Genomic DNA, 15,466 nt, shown 5'->3' with positions numbered 1-15,466 from the left:
ATCATACCCTTCCGTTAAGATAGCACCCCACGTTTACACGGTAATTTTGTAAACGTGACAGTTCTGTTCCTTTCGGAGACAGCCCCAGCTCATATTTCCAGAGAAGAAATATAAACTTCGGCAACTTTTCCTTTCAAACGGAGTCAGCTGACATTCTCTGTGTCTCGTCCGTTTTACTATTAAAAGTCGCAACCTCTACCTCATCGGATTGATGAGGATTTATATATTGCTAAGATTTTTAATATATGGCAATTGTAATGACTTTCTGAATATATTGCAAGATATTTTGTTAGGAAAAGTCAAAAAATATCGGTTATTGTATAGGAAACGCTTGCAAAACTCCACCCGAACCTACTATTATGTAGCAATAAGCAAAGAAAAAATTGTTATACAAATGTTTCGCAAAAAATATTGAAAAACCCTCTAAATTAAAAGAAAATTCAGAAAAATATAATTCGACATTCATAATAAAGTCATATTATTTGTTATAATTAGGGTAACGTTTAAGCAAAAAGGGGAAATCAAAATGAAATTAGAAACAGAAAGGCTCTATATAGTGCCGTGTACAGAAGAGAGGATTCAAGTCGCTAACGAGCAAGGATATAATAGCGGTCCGCATATTGTAGGGCATGTAAAGAATGTAAAAAAAGATGCAACTTTATTACCATGGGGGGCGTGGTATGTTCTTCGAAAAGAAGACGATAGCGTTTTAGGTGATATTGGGTTTAAAGGGAAACCAAACGAGGATCAAACAGTAGAAATTGGCTATGGATTCATTGAGAAATATTGGAATCAGGGCTATGCAACAGAAGCTGTAAAAGAACTAATCGATTGGGCTTTCAAAACAGGTGAGGTAGAAACAATAATTGCAGAGACACTTCTAGATAATTATAGTTCGATGCGTGTTTTAGAAAAGTTACATATGAAGAGAGTAAATGCTACAGAAATGATGATTAATTGGAAAATAGAAAAATAAAAAATACCGCTCTAAATTGAGCGGTATTTTTTATAGTTATGGTAGCATTTGCTTCTGATCATTCGGATACTCAGCCGTTGACGTATTAGGACGATTGGAATGATTACGAACAGCAATGAAAATAGAAATAATAACGACAAGACCAACTGCAACGTAAGAAAGTGAAATAATAGTTGGATCCACTTTAAATGTAGTAAGCAGTGTACGAATGTTTGTAAAGATAATAAGACCACCAACTAATACGCCAAGTAAATGAGAAGGAACGATGCGAACTAGCCATGCCGCGATTGGTGCCGCTACGATACCACCGAGCATGAGAGAAAATACCCAAACCCAGCTTACTTGTTCCCAGCCAAGTGAGATGAAGAAGCCGATTGTTGCAGCGAGTGAAACAGGAAATTCACTCGTATCTACAGATCCAATAACTTTTCTAGCTTCATTTCCTCTTGCTAGAAGAACAGGTGTCGTAATCGGCCCCCAACCACCGCCACCAGTTGAATCAACGAATCCAGCGAATAAACCAAGCGGCACAAGTTGTTTTGCAGACATACGCTTATTTGAAGTGACAATTTGTTTTTGAATGATGAATCTTAATAAAATATAAACCCCTAAAGTAAATAAAAATACGGAAATGTACGGTTTGATTACATCTCCAGGCAAATTACTTAAAAAACATGCCCCAACAAATGCGCCGATTGCCCCAGGTAATGTAAGCCTGGAAACTGTATATTTATCAACGTTTCCAAATTTGATATGAGATGCGCCAGAAGCTGCAGTTGTAACGACTTCAGCTAAATGAACCGATGCGGAAGCTACAGCCGGTGCAATACCAAACATTAATAATAGTGAAGTAGACGTTACCCCATACGCCATTCCGAGTGCTCCATCGATCAGTTGAGCGAAAAATCCAATAATAGCAAAGACAATTAATTTCTGCATAAATAATCCCCCTGTAATAATAAATGAAAAAGACACTTTTCCCGTATGAGAAAAGTGCCTTTGGTTTTTCCAATCAGCAATAATTAAATTTGTTTCATTATAATACATATTAATCGTATAAATCAACTAGGTTTTAAAGTTTTTGAATTGAATGAAAGAAAAATAAAATATACAATAAAAGGATGGAGAGAAAGGGGAGAAAGACATGTTACGATTTGATCATCTTGTTCACGCAGTTCATGGTACACCGGAGGAAGCGGCAAAACAAATGCAGGAACTTGGATTTCATACTGTATTAGGCGGAGAGCATACGAATTGGGGTACTTGGAATAGTTTAAGTTATTTTGATTTATCATATATAGAATTTTTAGCAGTTCAATATGAAGAAAAAGCGAAAGAAGCAGAAAATCCATTAGTACAAGAAACAGTGGTGAAACTACAAAATGGAGAAGGAATGCTACAAATCGCGATCCGAACAGATGCAATTGAGGAGCTAGCAGTTAACTTTAATAAGTACGGCTTACATACGATAGGGCCATTTGAAGGGAAACGCATGAGAAAAGATGGCCGACTTTTAGAATGGAAAATGTTATTCGTTAAGCAAGAAGAGAACGGACCGAAATTACCTTTCTTTATACAGTGGAATGAAACGGACGAAGAAAGAAGAAACGATTTACGTAACAGTGGGATGATCACTGAACATAAAAACAAAGTGCAACAAATTGAAACGATTCATTACGCAGTAAAAAACGTTCGAGAAACAGTACGGAAATGGAAAAAAGTAATGGGACTATCTACAAGCTCAGTTGTGAAAAATGAAAAATGGAATGCTGAGTGTCAAAGTGTAGTATTTGGAGATGTTCATGTGCAGTTTTGTGAACCGAGTGGAGAAGGGCTAGTACTAGAACATTTGAATAAGAATGGCGAATATCCATTTGCAGTAGAGTTTAAAGGTGGAAATAAACGAGAGCATGAAGTGCTAGGTAGTTTGTACATATATTAATAGAGGTGAACGTTGTGAAAGAAATGCTTAGGGAGATAGAGAGAATACTAGAATGGCCTCGTATGTTAAAAGCGACTGTTATTTCAAAAGGCTTTTCATTCGATGAGAAATATAAAATTGAATTAGAGAGTGGGGCCTCGTATTTTATTAAAGTATGCGATTCATCATATTTTGAACGGAAGCAGGAAGAATATGAATATATGCAGCAGCTAGATTCTTTACATATTCCTATGCCAAAATTAATTCATTTTATTAGTCTTACTAAATTCAATAAATGTGTACAAGTTTTTGAATGGATTGATGGATTAGATGGTGAAGATATATTAAGAACGTTGTCTACAGAAGAGCAGTATAGGGCTGGAAAAAAGGCTGGAGAAGTACTAAAAAAGATTCATTTAGTTGAAAAAGAAGATAAAAGTAATTCATGGGAAATCTCTATATGGAGTAAATATGAGAGATACTTAGAAGCGTTGAAAGAATATGAAGTAGACTTTTTTCGTTTAAATACAGTGATAGATTTTGTAGGAAATCATAAAGATTTATTAAAAAATCGTCCCATCGTATTTTTACATGACGATTTTCATCCGGCTAATATAATGATTGACCAAAATGAGTTTCGGGCTGTCATTGATTTTGCTAGATTCGATATTGGTGATCCTATTCATGATTTTTATAAAGTAGCACTATTTACAACGAATATAAGCAAACCATTTGCGGTTGGACAAGTTCACGGTTATTGCGGAGGAGAACCTGATCTACATTTTTGGAAACTGTACTCATTATATGCAGCAATGATATTCCCGGCTGATATCGTATGGACAAACCGAAGCACACCATATTTATTAGATGATATGAAGGAAAGATTAAATGGAATTTTAGAAGATCATAATGATTTTTCATCCTATATTCCAAAATGGTATCAATCAAGCGAATTTAATAAATAAAGGAGTAATTTATATGGATAAAATAGCAGTAATTTCAGATATTCACGGTAATATTCAAGCATTAGAATCCGTGTTGAATGATATTAAATTAAGAGGAATCGAGCGCATTATTTGCCTTGGAGATTTAGTAGGAAAAGGACCTCATTCCAGTGAAGCAATTGAAATCATTCGTAAAGAATGTGAAGTAGTCGTAATGGGAAACTGGGATGATTTTATTACAAAGCCGACTGAATTTGAAGCATTAAAATGGCATCAAAAACAATTATCGGAAGAACAAAATGATTATTTAAGAAGTTTACCATTTTCAATCGAATTTTTTATGAGTGGAAAACTCATTCGTATGTTTCACGCTTCACCGAGAAGTTTATATGAAAGAATTCAACCACACGCTTCAAGAGAAGAACGTATTAGTATGTTCGAAAATAGTGATCTGACAGAAAATATAGAAGGAGAAAGAAAACCAGATGTCGTTTGTTACGGCGATGTTCACCAAGCGTTCGTTCAAAATTTCAGAGGGAAAACGTTATGTAATGCCGGTAGCGTAGGAAACCCACTTGAAATAACGCAAGCTTCCTATTTAATATTTGAAGGAACATATAATGAAAAAGAAGCGGCGAGCTTTTCTATTCAACTTGTACGAGTACCGTATGATATTGAATTAGCTATCAGATTAGCAGAAGAACTCGAAATGCCAGAAATTGAAGAGTATAAGCAAGAGTTACGGACGGCCTTATATCGGGGGTTTAAGGGGAAGTAAGCTAATAATATATCAACGATTTTTCAAATATATCTATCATAACTTAAAATATATCAACGATTTTTTCGATATATCAACGATTCGACAAAGGATATCGATTTACCGACAAATAGTGACATGAATTGTTACTTATAATTATATTATGTAAACTAATTATAAAGGGAGATATCATGAACCGAAAACAACGAATCAAAGAAATTGCAGATCATATTGTAAAGCTAAACTTAACCTATCCAACAAGAGTTGGAGTAAGTGGTATTACAGCATCAGGAAAAACAACATTTGCAAACGAACTAGCGGAAGAAATAAAAAAACGAGGACTACCAGTAACACGCGCCAGCATTGATGATTTTCATAATCCAAGAGTGATTCGCTATGCAAAAGGAAAAGAATCTGCAAGAGGGTATTATGAAGATGCACACGATTATACAGCTTTCAAAGAAAGATTATTAATGCCTTTAGGACCTAACGGGAATTTACAGTATGAAACGATTTCTCATAACTTAATAACGGATATGTCTGTACATAATGAGCCGCTATTGGCCACGCAAAATATGATATTAATAGTAGATGGAACGTTTCTATTGAAAAAAGACGTTGCGTATTTATTTGATTACAAAATCTTTGTAGATACAAATTTTGAGATTGCGAGAAAACGTGGTGCTAAGCGGGAAACTGAAGCTTTTGGAAGTTATGAAGAAGCAGAGAAGATGTTTTTGAACAGATATCATGCGGCCTGTAAGTTGTATATAGATGAGCATAATCCGAAAGAACTTGCAGATGTTTTATTTGAAAATAGTAAATTTGATGATCCAGTAGTTCTATTTAAAAGACATTAATACAGTTTATATAGGGGGAATGAACATTTGTTTAGATGGTTTCAAAAAAATAATAAAGTGAATGAAGAGAAGGATGGACAATATTTAGAAATCAAAAATGAACAGATAAATGAACAGTTAAAACAAAAAATAATGGAACTAGAGAGTATAAGTGAAGACATTTGCAGTAAGTATCAAAAAATATATGAAGAACGTTTTGCGCAAAATGGTAAATTAAATTTGAAGCTGTCAATTAAAAGAGATATAGACGGTGATGAATTAGAAGAACTAACATCTAAGAATTGTTTAGAGTATGAATATAGATCAGAAATTAATTTTGAATATGATGCTTCAAAATCATGGGAAGTCTGTACTATTTCGCTTTGGTATTATTACCAAGGATATCGAAAAAGTAGTAGCATAGGAACACTTTATAGCGGAACGATTAATGAATTAGAAGAAGAAGTTAAAGCAACATTGGAAGAACTGTTACATAGTGAAGATAATTAATGATTCCATTTTATATTGCGTTAAGAATGGGTTTAATTTTATGATACTAATAGGGAATAATTTAGGAAGAGAAATTTAAAGGGGATAAAAAAATGACAGAAGTACTAGAACTAAAAGAAGAACTACTACAAATTAAAAATAATAATTATGCTGTACCAGAAGACGTAGATGCATATCCGTATGCGCAGTGGATGCTAGATTATATCGGATCACCAGATGCTGAATTACGTGATGATTTAATTTATAGTACGCTTCATACATGGATTACAAATGATGTGTTTAGACAAAAAGAATTACGAGGGTTAATGCTACAAGCAATTAGTCCTGATTATTTATTTTATAAAATTGGTGAAAAGGGAACAGACTCTGTATTTAAACGTGCATTCTCCGTATTAATTCCACCACTTATTTTATCTGTTCATGAAAGAGAACCGTTGTTATCGGAAGAACAATTGTACAGTGTGGCAGAACAAGTGTTGGAATATGTATATTTAGAAGAAGATGTAAGGGGCTACGTAGAAGGAAAAGGCTGGGCACACTCTACTGCACATGCAGCAGATGCGCTTGATGCTTTAGCGCGTACAATCCAAAATCGTGAGTTCTCATATGCAATACTAGCTGCCGTTCGTCAGAAGGTACGCTTACATGACTATGTATACATTCACTTTGAGGATGAGAGATTAGTAGCACCAATTATGTCGTTACGTAACCAAAATCTTTTAACTGAAGAAGAGTGGAGCAACTGGTTACATAGTATAGCAATTGTTGAAGACATCCCGCATCCTCAATATGATATTTTAGTACAAAATATTAGAGCTTTCTTAAGAAGTTTATATTTTAGAGTTTTAGAGACAGAGGGTAGCACAGCCTTTACAGATGATATATTGGAGACTTTGAAAGGGTTGCGTAGGTATTAAAAATACGTTTTTCTAAGAGAAAAGTACATAAAACCACTACCTCCCAACCATACTAATAAAATGTGTTGGAGGTGAGTTTAATGGACAAAGAAGACTTTGAAAAAGTATATAATGATTATTTACATCAAGGAGAAGAGCAAGCTCAATTTGAAGTAGGCCATGAAGTCAATACAGGAGCAGAACAAATTGTTGCTGTTCGTAAAAATGATGATGGAGATTTAATAGCGTTTAAAACAAGTAGCGGGAGAGAGTTAGATTATATGACTGCTCTTAATGAAGCAAAATCAGGGAAGTTAGCTCATGTGGACGTATTTCATAAGTATGGCAGAGATATTATACGTAGTGAACCGGATGGAATAAAAGAAAATAACTTAGATAATTTACCTTCATTTTAAACGGGTAAACCTCAAGAAGAGAATGTTCATTACGATATTCTCTTCTTTGTTTTGCGAAGTTTTCCTAGCAAATAGACGATTCATTTTTAAAGTGAGATCATACTTTTAAAGAGTGCTCTAAATTTCTCCTTATCTTCTGCTGTAAATGGTTTCGGTCCTTTTGTACGTTTACCACTTTTTCGAACCATTGCACTTAAATATCGTGTTTGTAACAATTGTTCAATGTTATCATTCGTATACTTATAGCCTTTATGGTGTAGAACGATACAGCCTTTTGCTAAAGCGAGCGAAGCAAGACCGTAATCTTGTGTTACGATTAAATCTTCTTTTTTTGCTAACTGCATAATTCGGTAATCAGCAGCATCTGCTCCGGAATCAACATATATTGTTTCCACACCTTTTGGTTGTTCCGCATTAGAATAATGAGAAAAGCTAGTAACGAGGGTTACAGGGATTTCTGCATTCGTAGCTTCAAAAATAATTACATCTTTTACAGGACAAGCATCTGCATCAACGTAAATTTTCATTTTTATCACTCCTATAACTAGGTTCGTGTTGATAATAATGGTAGATTTTTCTTTTGTCAAACGAGAAAGCTTTATCTCACGTTATTTTTCACAAACCAAAATAGCCTCCCGCAAACGAGAAATACCTTCCTCAATTTGATTAATATTCACTTTTCCATAAGATAAACGTATATAACCATCTTTTGCGCCGAAAATACTACCTGGCATAAAAGCAATTTCTTGTTTTAAACTTTGCATAATAAGTTGCTTTTCGTTTATCGGTTCTTTTAATTTTCCCCATATGTATATTCCACCGGTCGGATTTGAAAAAGAGATTTTATCATGAAGTTGCTCGTTTAGAGCGTGGACGATAACGTCTCTTTTTTCTGCTAGTTGTTTTCGTAACGGTACGATATGCGACTGAAATGGTACAGTTTCAAAAAATTGTTGCATAAGCCACTGCGGGAAAATACTCATTCCTAATTCCATTTGGTGCCTTGCGTCGGATAACCTTTCTACTACAGACTGCGGGGCAACGAGCCAACCAACTCGTAAGCCTGGTGCAATCATTTTTGATAAAGAATGTACATAAATGACAGTTCCATTTTCATCAATTGATTTCAAAGTAGGGCAAGGTTGTTTCTTTTCTAGCGTAAGTAAACTAGACGGATCATCTTCCACAATCGCAATTCGTAAGTCTGCACAAAGTGATAATAGTTTTTTTCTACGGTTTGGATGAAGCATCGTCCCCGTAGGGTTTTGGAAATTTGGATTTAAAAAAATCATTTTAATGCGGTGCTTTCTATATAACTCCTGTACATCATCTGGGTTAATGCCGTGTTCATCAACAGGTAATGGGAAAATACGAATACCTGCTGATTGGAATAGAGGCAGGGAATAACAGTGTGAAGGACTTTCGAAAGCAACAGCATCACCTGGATTTAATAAACATTGCACGATAAGGTGAAGTGCTTGCTGTGCGCCAGATGTAATCATAATGGATTGTTCAGTCGCCTCAACTTTTAAATATTCCTTCATATATTTTACGACCGCTTGTCTTAGCGGGAGATAGCCTTGCGGATGATCGTAACTTAATGAATGCGTTAACGGTTGTTCACGTAAAATCGCTTGTAGTTGATCGTGGGGATAAAGATTACAACCGAGCTCTCCGTTTGCAAAATCAATAATATTTTCATTTTGTTGTACTTCTGCCCGAATATGGCGGAGTAGTGGTAAGTTTGGTAAAAAAGTACCACCTTCTACGAAATTTCTCCAGTTGGGTGTTAATGTTGGAGAAACACCCCACATATGTGTACTCACGCGTGTTCCTTTACCAGTCGTACTCTCTACAATTCCCATAGCACGTAGTTCATTATAAGCAGTCGTTACTGTACTTCTGTTTACATTTAACTGCGTAGCTAATTTCCGTTCTGAAGGGAGGAAGCTTCCTGGAGGAAGTTCTCCATATGTAATACGTTTTTCAATAAAGTCAACAACTTGCTGATAAATAGGGATTTTACTGTCACTATCTAGTTTCCATTCCATAAAAAACGCCTCCGTATCTCTTATATACATCAAGTATAGCAAATTGGCTGGGTAAAAAAACAGCCAATTGGACGGTGTTATATCCAGCCAATTTTACTATGCTAAATAGGGAAGGGGAGATTCGGATGAAACGATGGCAAATGGAATGGCTCCTAGTATCAGTTGCATTAGTATGGGGAGCAAATTATACAATAGGAAAGTATGGAGTGGCATTTATGTCATCCATTCAATTTAATAGTTTACGATTTTTAGTAGCATCACCGGTATTATTACTTATTACTTTTATAATGGAACGCTCATTACGTATTGAAAGAAAAGATTGGTTACGATTAGTAGCAGTCGGTATCGTTGGTACAACAATGTATCAAACGATGTTTATGCTATCTGTGAAATATACTTCAGCAACAAACGCCTCATTATTAATTGCAATGTCACCTATTTTTACAGGGATATTAGCGGTATTACACAAACAAGAACGTTTTTCGATGAAAGTACAAATTGGTTCAATAGTAGCGTTTATTGGTGCAGCATTCGTTTTATTAACAGGGCATACAGGAGGAGCTACTTACGAATATGCGTGGCTCGGAAACATAATTGGATTAGTCGCAGCGATTGCGTGGGGATGGTACCCAATATTAGCGCAACCTCTTATAACAAAATATTCCGCAATGAGAGTCACATCTTGGTCAACTTTAATTGGAATTGTACCTCTCGTTGTATATTGTTTATTCAACGTAAATACATTAACGTGGCCAGTAGACATGCCAAGCTGGGGGTCTCTAGCATATTCAATCGTCTTCGCGACAATCTTCGGACTTGCAATGTGGTATGTCGGTATTAGTAAAATAGGCTCAACGAAAGTAATGGTTTATATGTATCTTGTACCATTGTTCGCAGTTATCTTCGCGGCAGTAACTATCGGAGAGCAAATCAACATGATGCAACTCGTTGGCGGACTTATAATCTTTATCGGCTTATATGTTGTAAAAAAGGGTGGAATTCAAAAGCCAGCTCTCAATTTGAAAAAAGTAAGTTAACAATAAAAAGGATCTCTTTTATATAGAAGGAGATCCTTTTGGTTTTTGTAATAAAAGCGCTTGTTCAACAGCCCATTTTTGATGATCATGAATGAGAAGCTCTACAGCAAGTAAAGGAGACATCCACCGCAAAACATGATCTTCCTCACAGTTTTCAGTTTGTGTCTGCACCATGTTCGCAATATAAAAAAATCCATCGTTTAAATAATATGTATCTTCTTTTTCCGCATAAAAATATCGCATTGCATTACCGATATATTGATTAATTTCAATTGCCCATCCTAATTCCTCTAGTAGTTCACGATGTAAGCATTCATCTTTTGTTTCGGTACCTTCCATACCGCCACCAGGTAAAAAATAACGGTCTCCTTTTTGGATAATAGCAATGTTTGAAGAAGTTGAGTTAAAAATAATTGCATAACAACTAGGCCGTAATACATATTGCTCAGTAGGCTTTTTATAACCAAAAATAAGTTTAGATATCATAAAACACGTCACCTCTCTATAAAATACACAAAAGGAATAATAAGGTAAAAATAGAATTGTATAAGTATAATCTTACGAGATTGGAGTGATAACAAAATGATAAATCGAAAGTGTTCGCGCTGTAAAGAAATTACAGGTACATTGCACGGTGGTAAAAAAATTAAGGAAGAATTTCTATGTGAGGACTGTTTGCAAAAAGGAATTGCGAGTGGGGAAATCGAATTATCACAAGTGGAAGAAAAACAAACTTCATATCTTTCTATAAAAATATTAAAAATAATGAGTGTGATTTATTTAATAGGATCAATTTTAATGGCTTTTTCAACTGGTCCATTTATACATAATCTTGGGTTTGATGAAATATCTATTTCGGGATCGGAATTAGGTTTAATAAGTATTGTTATGTTAGGTTCTATATTTCAGTCAGTTCTTGTATTTTGCGGGATATGGGTATTTATCCTTTTAGTAGAAACAGTCATTAAAATTTATGAAAAAATGAAGTGAGTGAGAGGGAGAAACGTATGCGAGTAAGAAACATCCAAGGGGAAGATTATGTAAAGATTCATTCTGTTTTAAATGATTGGTGGGGCGGGAGAGACATGGCTGCCATGTTGCCAAAATTGTTTTTCGTTCACTTTCAAGAAACGAGTTTTATCATTGAAGAAGATGGCGAAACGTTAGGTTTCTTATGCGGATTCTTTTCGCAAACGCATAAAGAGGAAGCGTACGTTCATTTTATCGGGGTAAATCCGAAGTATAGAAGAAGAGGAATTGCATCGACATTGTATTCGTATTTCTTTGATGTCGCACGTGCAAATAATTGTAAAGTTGTAAAAGCAATTACGTCACCAGTTAATAAAAAATCGATACAGTTTCATCAAGAAATCGGTTTTCGAATTGAGGCTGGGGATGATGAGATAGAGGGTGTATCGGTACATACAAATTATGATGGGAACGGCGGTAGTAGAGTTTTATTTTTGAAACATGTGTAAAAGTAGGCTAGCGAAAAGTTAGCCTTTTTGTTGTGAGGAGCTAGAAATATGGAGAGTAAACAAAGTAGAAATGAATACTTACAACGCATTTATAAAGTGCAAGATTATATAGAATCAAACATGAATGATTCACTTTCAATTGAAGAGTTAGCGGATGTAGCAGGATTTTCAAAGTTTCATTTTCATCGGATTTTTAAGGGGATAGTAAACGAGTCATTATCACGGTATGTAAACCGATTGAAGTTAGAAAGGGCAACACATCTACTTACATATCGGACAGATATGACGATTACAGATATTGCGTATCACTTCGGATTCACAGATTCAGCAGTTTTCTCCCGAACATTTAAGAATTATTACGGCGTAAGTCCATCTCAATATCGAAACGACAATAGCAAGAATTGCAAAGACGTAAGAAGAACTTCTCAATACAATGAATGTAAGAAGGTTCGAGGAAATGTTGAAATTGTAACAGCGGACGATATAAACGTCGCATACATAAGACATATCGGTACATATGGAGAGTTAACTATAGCTTTTCCAAAAATGATAGAAAAACTATTTCATTACGCAGCTAAGCAAAACTATCATGTATTTGATGATATTAAAGTATTAACCATTTACCACGATCATCATGAATTTACTGAGGACTATCATTTAAGAACAAGTTTATGTATAACAATTCCGGAGGCGTCCGCAATAGAAACGAACGACATAGGAATAATGGTAATACCTTCAGGCAAGTATGTAGTAGGACATTTTGAAATATTTCAAAATGAATATAAAGGAGCATGGGATTTCTTATACGGTGAATGGCTGCCAAATAGCGGATATAAACCGAGAGACTCGTATCCTTTTGAAGTATATAGAAATGATCCAAAGCAGCACCCGGAAAATAAACATATAGTTGATATATATGTACCTATCGAACCTTTTTAATTATAGGTTAAAGGGGAAGGAATAATGAAAACTGCTGAAAAGTTAGATCAAATTATACAAGAAGAATATAAAAATATGAATGGCATGTTAGTAGTGCAGAAAGGTAATGTTGTTTTTGAAAATTATTATAATGGTTACAGTCCAGATAATGCGTTTCATGTAGCGTCAGTTACAAAAACGATAATCTCTGCGTTAATTGGGATATGTATAGATAAGGGCTATATAAAAAGTGTTGATCAAAAAGTAATAGAATTTTTCCCGGAATATAAATGTAAGGAATCTGAAGTAACCGTACGCCATCTTCTAACAATGACAGCGCCATATCCTTTTGTAGACTGGCAGGAACCGTTAGAAGAACTATGTACACAAGAGGATTGGGTACAGCATACACTTAATAGAATGGGGAACGGTGGAGAAATTGGATCTTTTAAATACTCATCTGCAGGAGCGCATGTACTATCAGCAATTATTACGAATGCAACAGGGAAAAGTGCACGTGAATTTGCGAATGAGTACTTATTTCAACCACTGGGCATGAGCGAAATTCCAAACTACAATACGAAAGCATTTGGGTTCGATGACTTATTCGGAAAAGATGTGAAAGGATGGGTTCACGATCCAAATGGTATTTCGACGGGCGGCTGGGGAGTAACGTTAACGGTTAGGGATATGGCTAAGTTTGGACAGATGTATTTGAATGAAGGTATTCATAATGGAAAACAAGTTCTATCAAAATCATGGATAAAAGAATCGACAGAAATGAACCAAAATCAATATGGTTACTTATGGTGGTTACGAGAAGAAGAGGGTGTCTATTCGTATTGTGCAATGGGTGATGGTGGGAATATGATTTGTTGTATTCCGAAGCAGGATTTGGTTGTAGTAATTGCTTCTGAAATTATGCCGAATGCACGGGATAGATGGGAATTGATTGTGGAATATATTCTTCCTTGTATACGGTTAAATAAATAATTTTAGTAAAAAGATGGTGTGAATTGGAGCTTCATACCATCTTTTTGTTTTATGACGGAAATTTCAGGGGAATGTAAGAATTGCGTGAATAAATGTAAATATTAAACTTTATCGATATATGGTTATTTTTTTTATGTATAATGAGGACAAGGCCTAAAAATACTTAAATATTTAAGTGAATATTTTAAAAAGGGAGATTAAGAATATATGAAAAGCCTACTTCAAAAAACTTTAGCTGTTATAGGATTAACTGCTTCTTTATTAGGTATGGTTTCTTCCGTTTGATTTGCTTCGATTAGTTGGGATAATAATGCAACGTGGACAGGAAGCGGAGCAAAAGCTAAGGCAACTGCCTATACTGCGAAAAAGAACGAACCTCATTTTTACAAGATGACTGTAAGAGCTAGCTTTGATGATGGGACTTCTAAAGAGTTAGCATTGTATGATGCTAAAACTTCAGATCGTATAAACGTTAGCGTTGCATCCAAAGGACCGGTGACCAGAGGTTATTCGGGTCATGAATGGATAATGGTAGGGGATAGTGCGTACACTTCTAAGGAAATGGTAATTAAATAAAAATCAACAAAAACCGTGAAAAAGGATAAATACCATTTTCACGGTTTTTAAAATGAGGAGGATATATGAATCTAGTATTAAAAGAAATAGTGGTGAACAAAACAATATTCATTATGTTATTTATTGGATTTGTATTGACAATATGGCCAATCCTGATTGCAATATCGACGCGAGATTATTATGATGAGAAATTTTATGATAGTAAGAATGGTTATTTTAATTATTACTATTCTGTTCGACTTACTAATATGGGGGAAATCAATTTCGAACAATTTCAGACGTTAGTAGAATCTGATTTTAAAAACGCTAGCGTTATTACAAATGATATTCGTATTACTATTCCGGATATCGGCCACGTAATAATGAATGGTCTCCTTAATAAAAATTGGTCTCCACCTTTACTAAAAGGTTCTCAGATGGGACAAGATGAAAAAAATAGTGTAATAGTGGGGAAGAAAATTTATAAGGATATGGAAACAATAAAATTATTTAATAAGGAATATACAGTTAAAGGCGTAGCTGGAGAAAATACTGGATATGAGTATAATATTAAAATTTACGTCTCTCTAAATGACATGCCAGATGAAGTGAAACAGATGATACAAAAAGATAATACATTCCAAATGATTGTTCGTTCTAACGAAAACCCTATCAAGGAAATAGAAACTTTCATACAGCATATGAAACAGAACAATAAAGATATAAATGCCAAAGTAATTAGTGAAAAAGAGAACTATGAGAAGGAAAAAAACTCAAGTGAAGCCGTAGAAGAGTTACTCAGTTTTCCATATAGGCTTTTATGTATAGCTTTCATTACCAGTATAATAGTAAGTTATTATTGGATTTATACGAAGAAAAAAAGTTTGTCGTTAAGGAAAGCTTTGGGAGCAAGTAATGTAAATCTTTTTATTTTTATATTTAGTCAATTATTTTTATGTGCAATCACTGCATCAGCCTGTGCAATATGCATACAATGGATTTTTAGCATTTTGAGTGAAAGTATTATAGAGTTTACAAGCTATAATATTAGTTTACAGTCTACTCATATTGTAATGTGTGTATTTTTTTCACTTACTATAGCTTTCATTCTCTCTGTAATACCATTTGTATATGTGCTTAAAAGTGAACCTGCTAAAGCATTAAAGGAGTAAAAA

19 protein-coding genes and 1 riboswitch are annotated in these 15,466 nt (G+C 34.7%); of the genes, 15 read left to right on the top strand and 4 right to left on the bottom strand.

Annotation, left to right across the window (positions count from 1 at the left end):
• Positions 1-12: 12 nt before the first annotated feature.
• Positions 13-206: riboswitch (Lysine riboswitch) on the bottom strand.
• A gap of 320 nt (positions 207-526) precedes the next feature.
• Complete coding sequence (locus ACX9TM_RS15360; RefSeq protein WP_000764604.1) at positions 527-976, top strand: GNAT family N-acetyltransferase; 450 nt, start codon at positions 527-529, stop codon at positions 974-976.
• Between the two features lie 36 nt (positions 977-1,012).
• On the opposite strand, the gene ACX9TM_RS15355 is transcribed toward ACX9TM_RS15360, so the two are convergent.
• The gene (locus ACX9TM_RS15355) at positions 1,013-2,023 is read right to left on the bottom strand and encodes a sulfite exporter TauE/SafE family protein (protein WP_002024365.1); all 1,011 of its coding nucleotides are present in this window, start codon (positions 2,021-2,023) and stop codon (positions 1,013-1,015) included.
• Between the two features lie 97 nt (positions 2,024-2,120).
• Between ACX9TM_RS15355 and ACX9TM_RS15350 the strand changes: the two genes are divergently transcribed.
• The 7 genes from ACX9TM_RS15350 (at position 2,121) to ACX9TM_RS15320 (ending at position 7,259) form a co-directional block, all read left to right on the top strand.
• Entirely contained in the window at positions 2,121-2,918 is a 798-nt protein-coding gene (locus tag ACX9TM_RS15350; protein ID WP_065382379.1) for a VOC family protein, read from the top strand.
• 14 nt (positions 2,919-2,932) lie between these two features.
• Positions 2,933-3,862, top strand: coding sequence for an aminoglycoside phosphotransferase family protein (locus tag ACX9TM_RS15345; protein ID WP_072770002.1), 930 nt, complete (start codon positions 2,933-2,935; stop codon positions 3,860-3,862).
• A 13-nt stretch (positions 3,863-3,875) separates the two neighbouring features.
• Positions 3,876-4,619, top strand: coding sequence for a metallophosphoesterase family protein (locus tag ACX9TM_RS15340; RefSeq protein WP_000357656.1), 744 nt, complete (start codon positions 3,876-3,878; stop codon positions 4,617-4,619).
• A 170-nt stretch (positions 4,620-4,789) separates the two neighbouring features.
• Positions 4,790-5,458 (top strand): nucleoside/nucleotide kinase family protein, encoded by a 669-nt coding sequence (locus ACX9TM_RS15335; RefSeq protein ID WP_001080563.1) that lies wholly within the window; start codon positions 4,790-4,792, stop codon positions 5,456-5,458.
• A 27-nt stretch (positions 5,459-5,485) separates the two neighbouring features.
• Positions 5,486-5,947: a hypothetical protein gene (locus ACX9TM_RS15330; RefSeq protein WP_000490271.1), complete on the top strand. Its 462-nt coding sequence runs from the start codon at positions 5,486-5,488 to the stop codon at positions 5,945-5,947.
• Positions 5,948-6,039: 92 nt separating this feature from the next.
• On the top strand, positions 6,040-6,864 hold the full coding sequence (locus tag ACX9TM_RS15325; RefSeq protein WP_000141231.1) for a DUF2785 domain-containing protein: 825 nt from the start codon (positions 6,040-6,042) through the stop codon (positions 6,862-6,864).
• Positions 6,865-6,944: 80 nt separating this feature from the next.
• A complete protein-coding gene (locus ACX9TM_RS15320) occupies positions 6,945-7,259 on the top strand; it encodes a DUF3892 domain-containing protein (protein ID WP_063220510.1) in 315 nt (104 codons plus the stop codon).
• A gap of 86 nt (positions 7,260-7,345) precedes the next feature.
• On the opposite strand, the gene ACX9TM_RS15315 is transcribed toward ACX9TM_RS15320, so the two are convergent.
• Together ACX9TM_RS15315 and pdxR are read right to left on the bottom strand one after the other, a co-directional pair.
• Positions 7,346-7,786: a YaiI/YqxD family protein gene (locus tag ACX9TM_RS15315; RefSeq protein ID WP_000708762.1), complete on the bottom strand. Its 441-nt coding sequence runs from the start codon at positions 7,784-7,786 to the stop codon at positions 7,346-7,348.
• Between the two features lie 81 nt (positions 7,787-7,867).
• Positions 7,868-9,310, bottom strand: a complete 1,443-nt coding sequence (gene pdxR, locus ACX9TM_RS15310) for a MocR-like pyridoxine biosynthesis transcription factor PdxR (protein ID WP_000454914.1) — start codon at positions 9,308-9,310, stop codon at positions 7,868-7,870.
• 125 nt (positions 9,311-9,435) lie between these two features.
• On the opposite strand from pdxR, the gene ACX9TM_RS15305 reads away from it, so the two are divergent.
• On the top strand, positions 9,436-10,347 hold the full coding sequence (locus tag ACX9TM_RS15305) for a DMT family transporter (RefSeq protein WP_063220512.1): 912 nt from the start codon (positions 9,436-9,438) through the stop codon (positions 10,345-10,347).
• A gap of 18 nt (positions 10,348-10,365) precedes the next feature.
• Here the strand turns inward: ACX9TM_RS15305 and ACX9TM_RS15300 are convergent, their stop codons facing one another.
• On the bottom strand, positions 10,366-10,833 hold the full coding sequence (locus ACX9TM_RS15300) for an NUDIX hydrolase (RefSeq protein WP_000623966.1): 468 nt from the start codon (positions 10,831-10,833) through the stop codon (positions 10,366-10,368).
• Positions 10,834-10,929: 96 nt separating this feature from the next.
• Between ACX9TM_RS15300 and ACX9TM_RS15295 the strand changes: the two genes are divergently transcribed.
• The 6 genes from ACX9TM_RS15295 to ACX9TM_RS15270 all read left to right on the top strand — a co-directional run bounded on the left by ACX9TM_RS15295 (position 10,930) and on the right by ACX9TM_RS15270 (position 15,463).
• Positions 10,930-11,337 (top strand): DUF3980 domain-containing protein, encoded by a 408-nt coding sequence (locus ACX9TM_RS15295; protein WP_042990604.1) that lies wholly within the window; start codon positions 10,930-10,932, stop codon positions 11,335-11,337.
• 17 nt (positions 11,338-11,354) lie between these two features.
• A complete protein-coding gene (locus tag ACX9TM_RS15290; RefSeq protein ID WP_016122751.1) occupies positions 11,355-11,825 on the top strand; it encodes a GNAT family N-acetyltransferase in 471 nt (156 codons plus the stop codon).
• 48 nt (positions 11,826-11,873) lie between these two features.
• Positions 11,874-12,764: an AraC family transcriptional regulator gene (locus ACX9TM_RS15285; protein WP_063220513.1), complete on the top strand. Its 891-nt coding sequence runs from the start codon at positions 11,874-11,876 to the stop codon at positions 12,762-12,764.
• 24 nt (positions 12,765-12,788) lie between these two features.
• Entirely contained in the window at positions 12,789-13,736 is a 948-nt protein-coding gene (locus ACX9TM_RS15280) for a serine hydrolase domain-containing protein (protein WP_063220514.1), read from the top strand.
• Positions 13,737-14,030: 294 nt separating this feature from the next.
• Positions 14,031-14,312 (top strand): hypothetical protein, encoded by a 282-nt coding sequence (locus tag ACX9TM_RS15275; RefSeq protein ID WP_224742150.1) that lies wholly within the window; start codon positions 14,031-14,033, stop codon positions 14,310-14,312.
• A gap of 65 nt (positions 14,313-14,377) precedes the next feature.
• Positions 14,378-15,463 (top strand): FtsX-like permease family protein, encoded by a 1,086-nt coding sequence (locus ACX9TM_RS15270; protein WP_059303694.1) that lies wholly within the window; start codon positions 14,378-14,380, stop codon positions 15,461-15,463.
• The last annotated feature ends 3 nt before the right edge of the window (positions 15,464-15,466 follow it).

The sequence above is a fragment of the Bacillus sp. LH1 genome, assembly GCF_057924895.1.
This window is presented reverse-complemented; position numbering and strand designations above follow the sequence as displayed.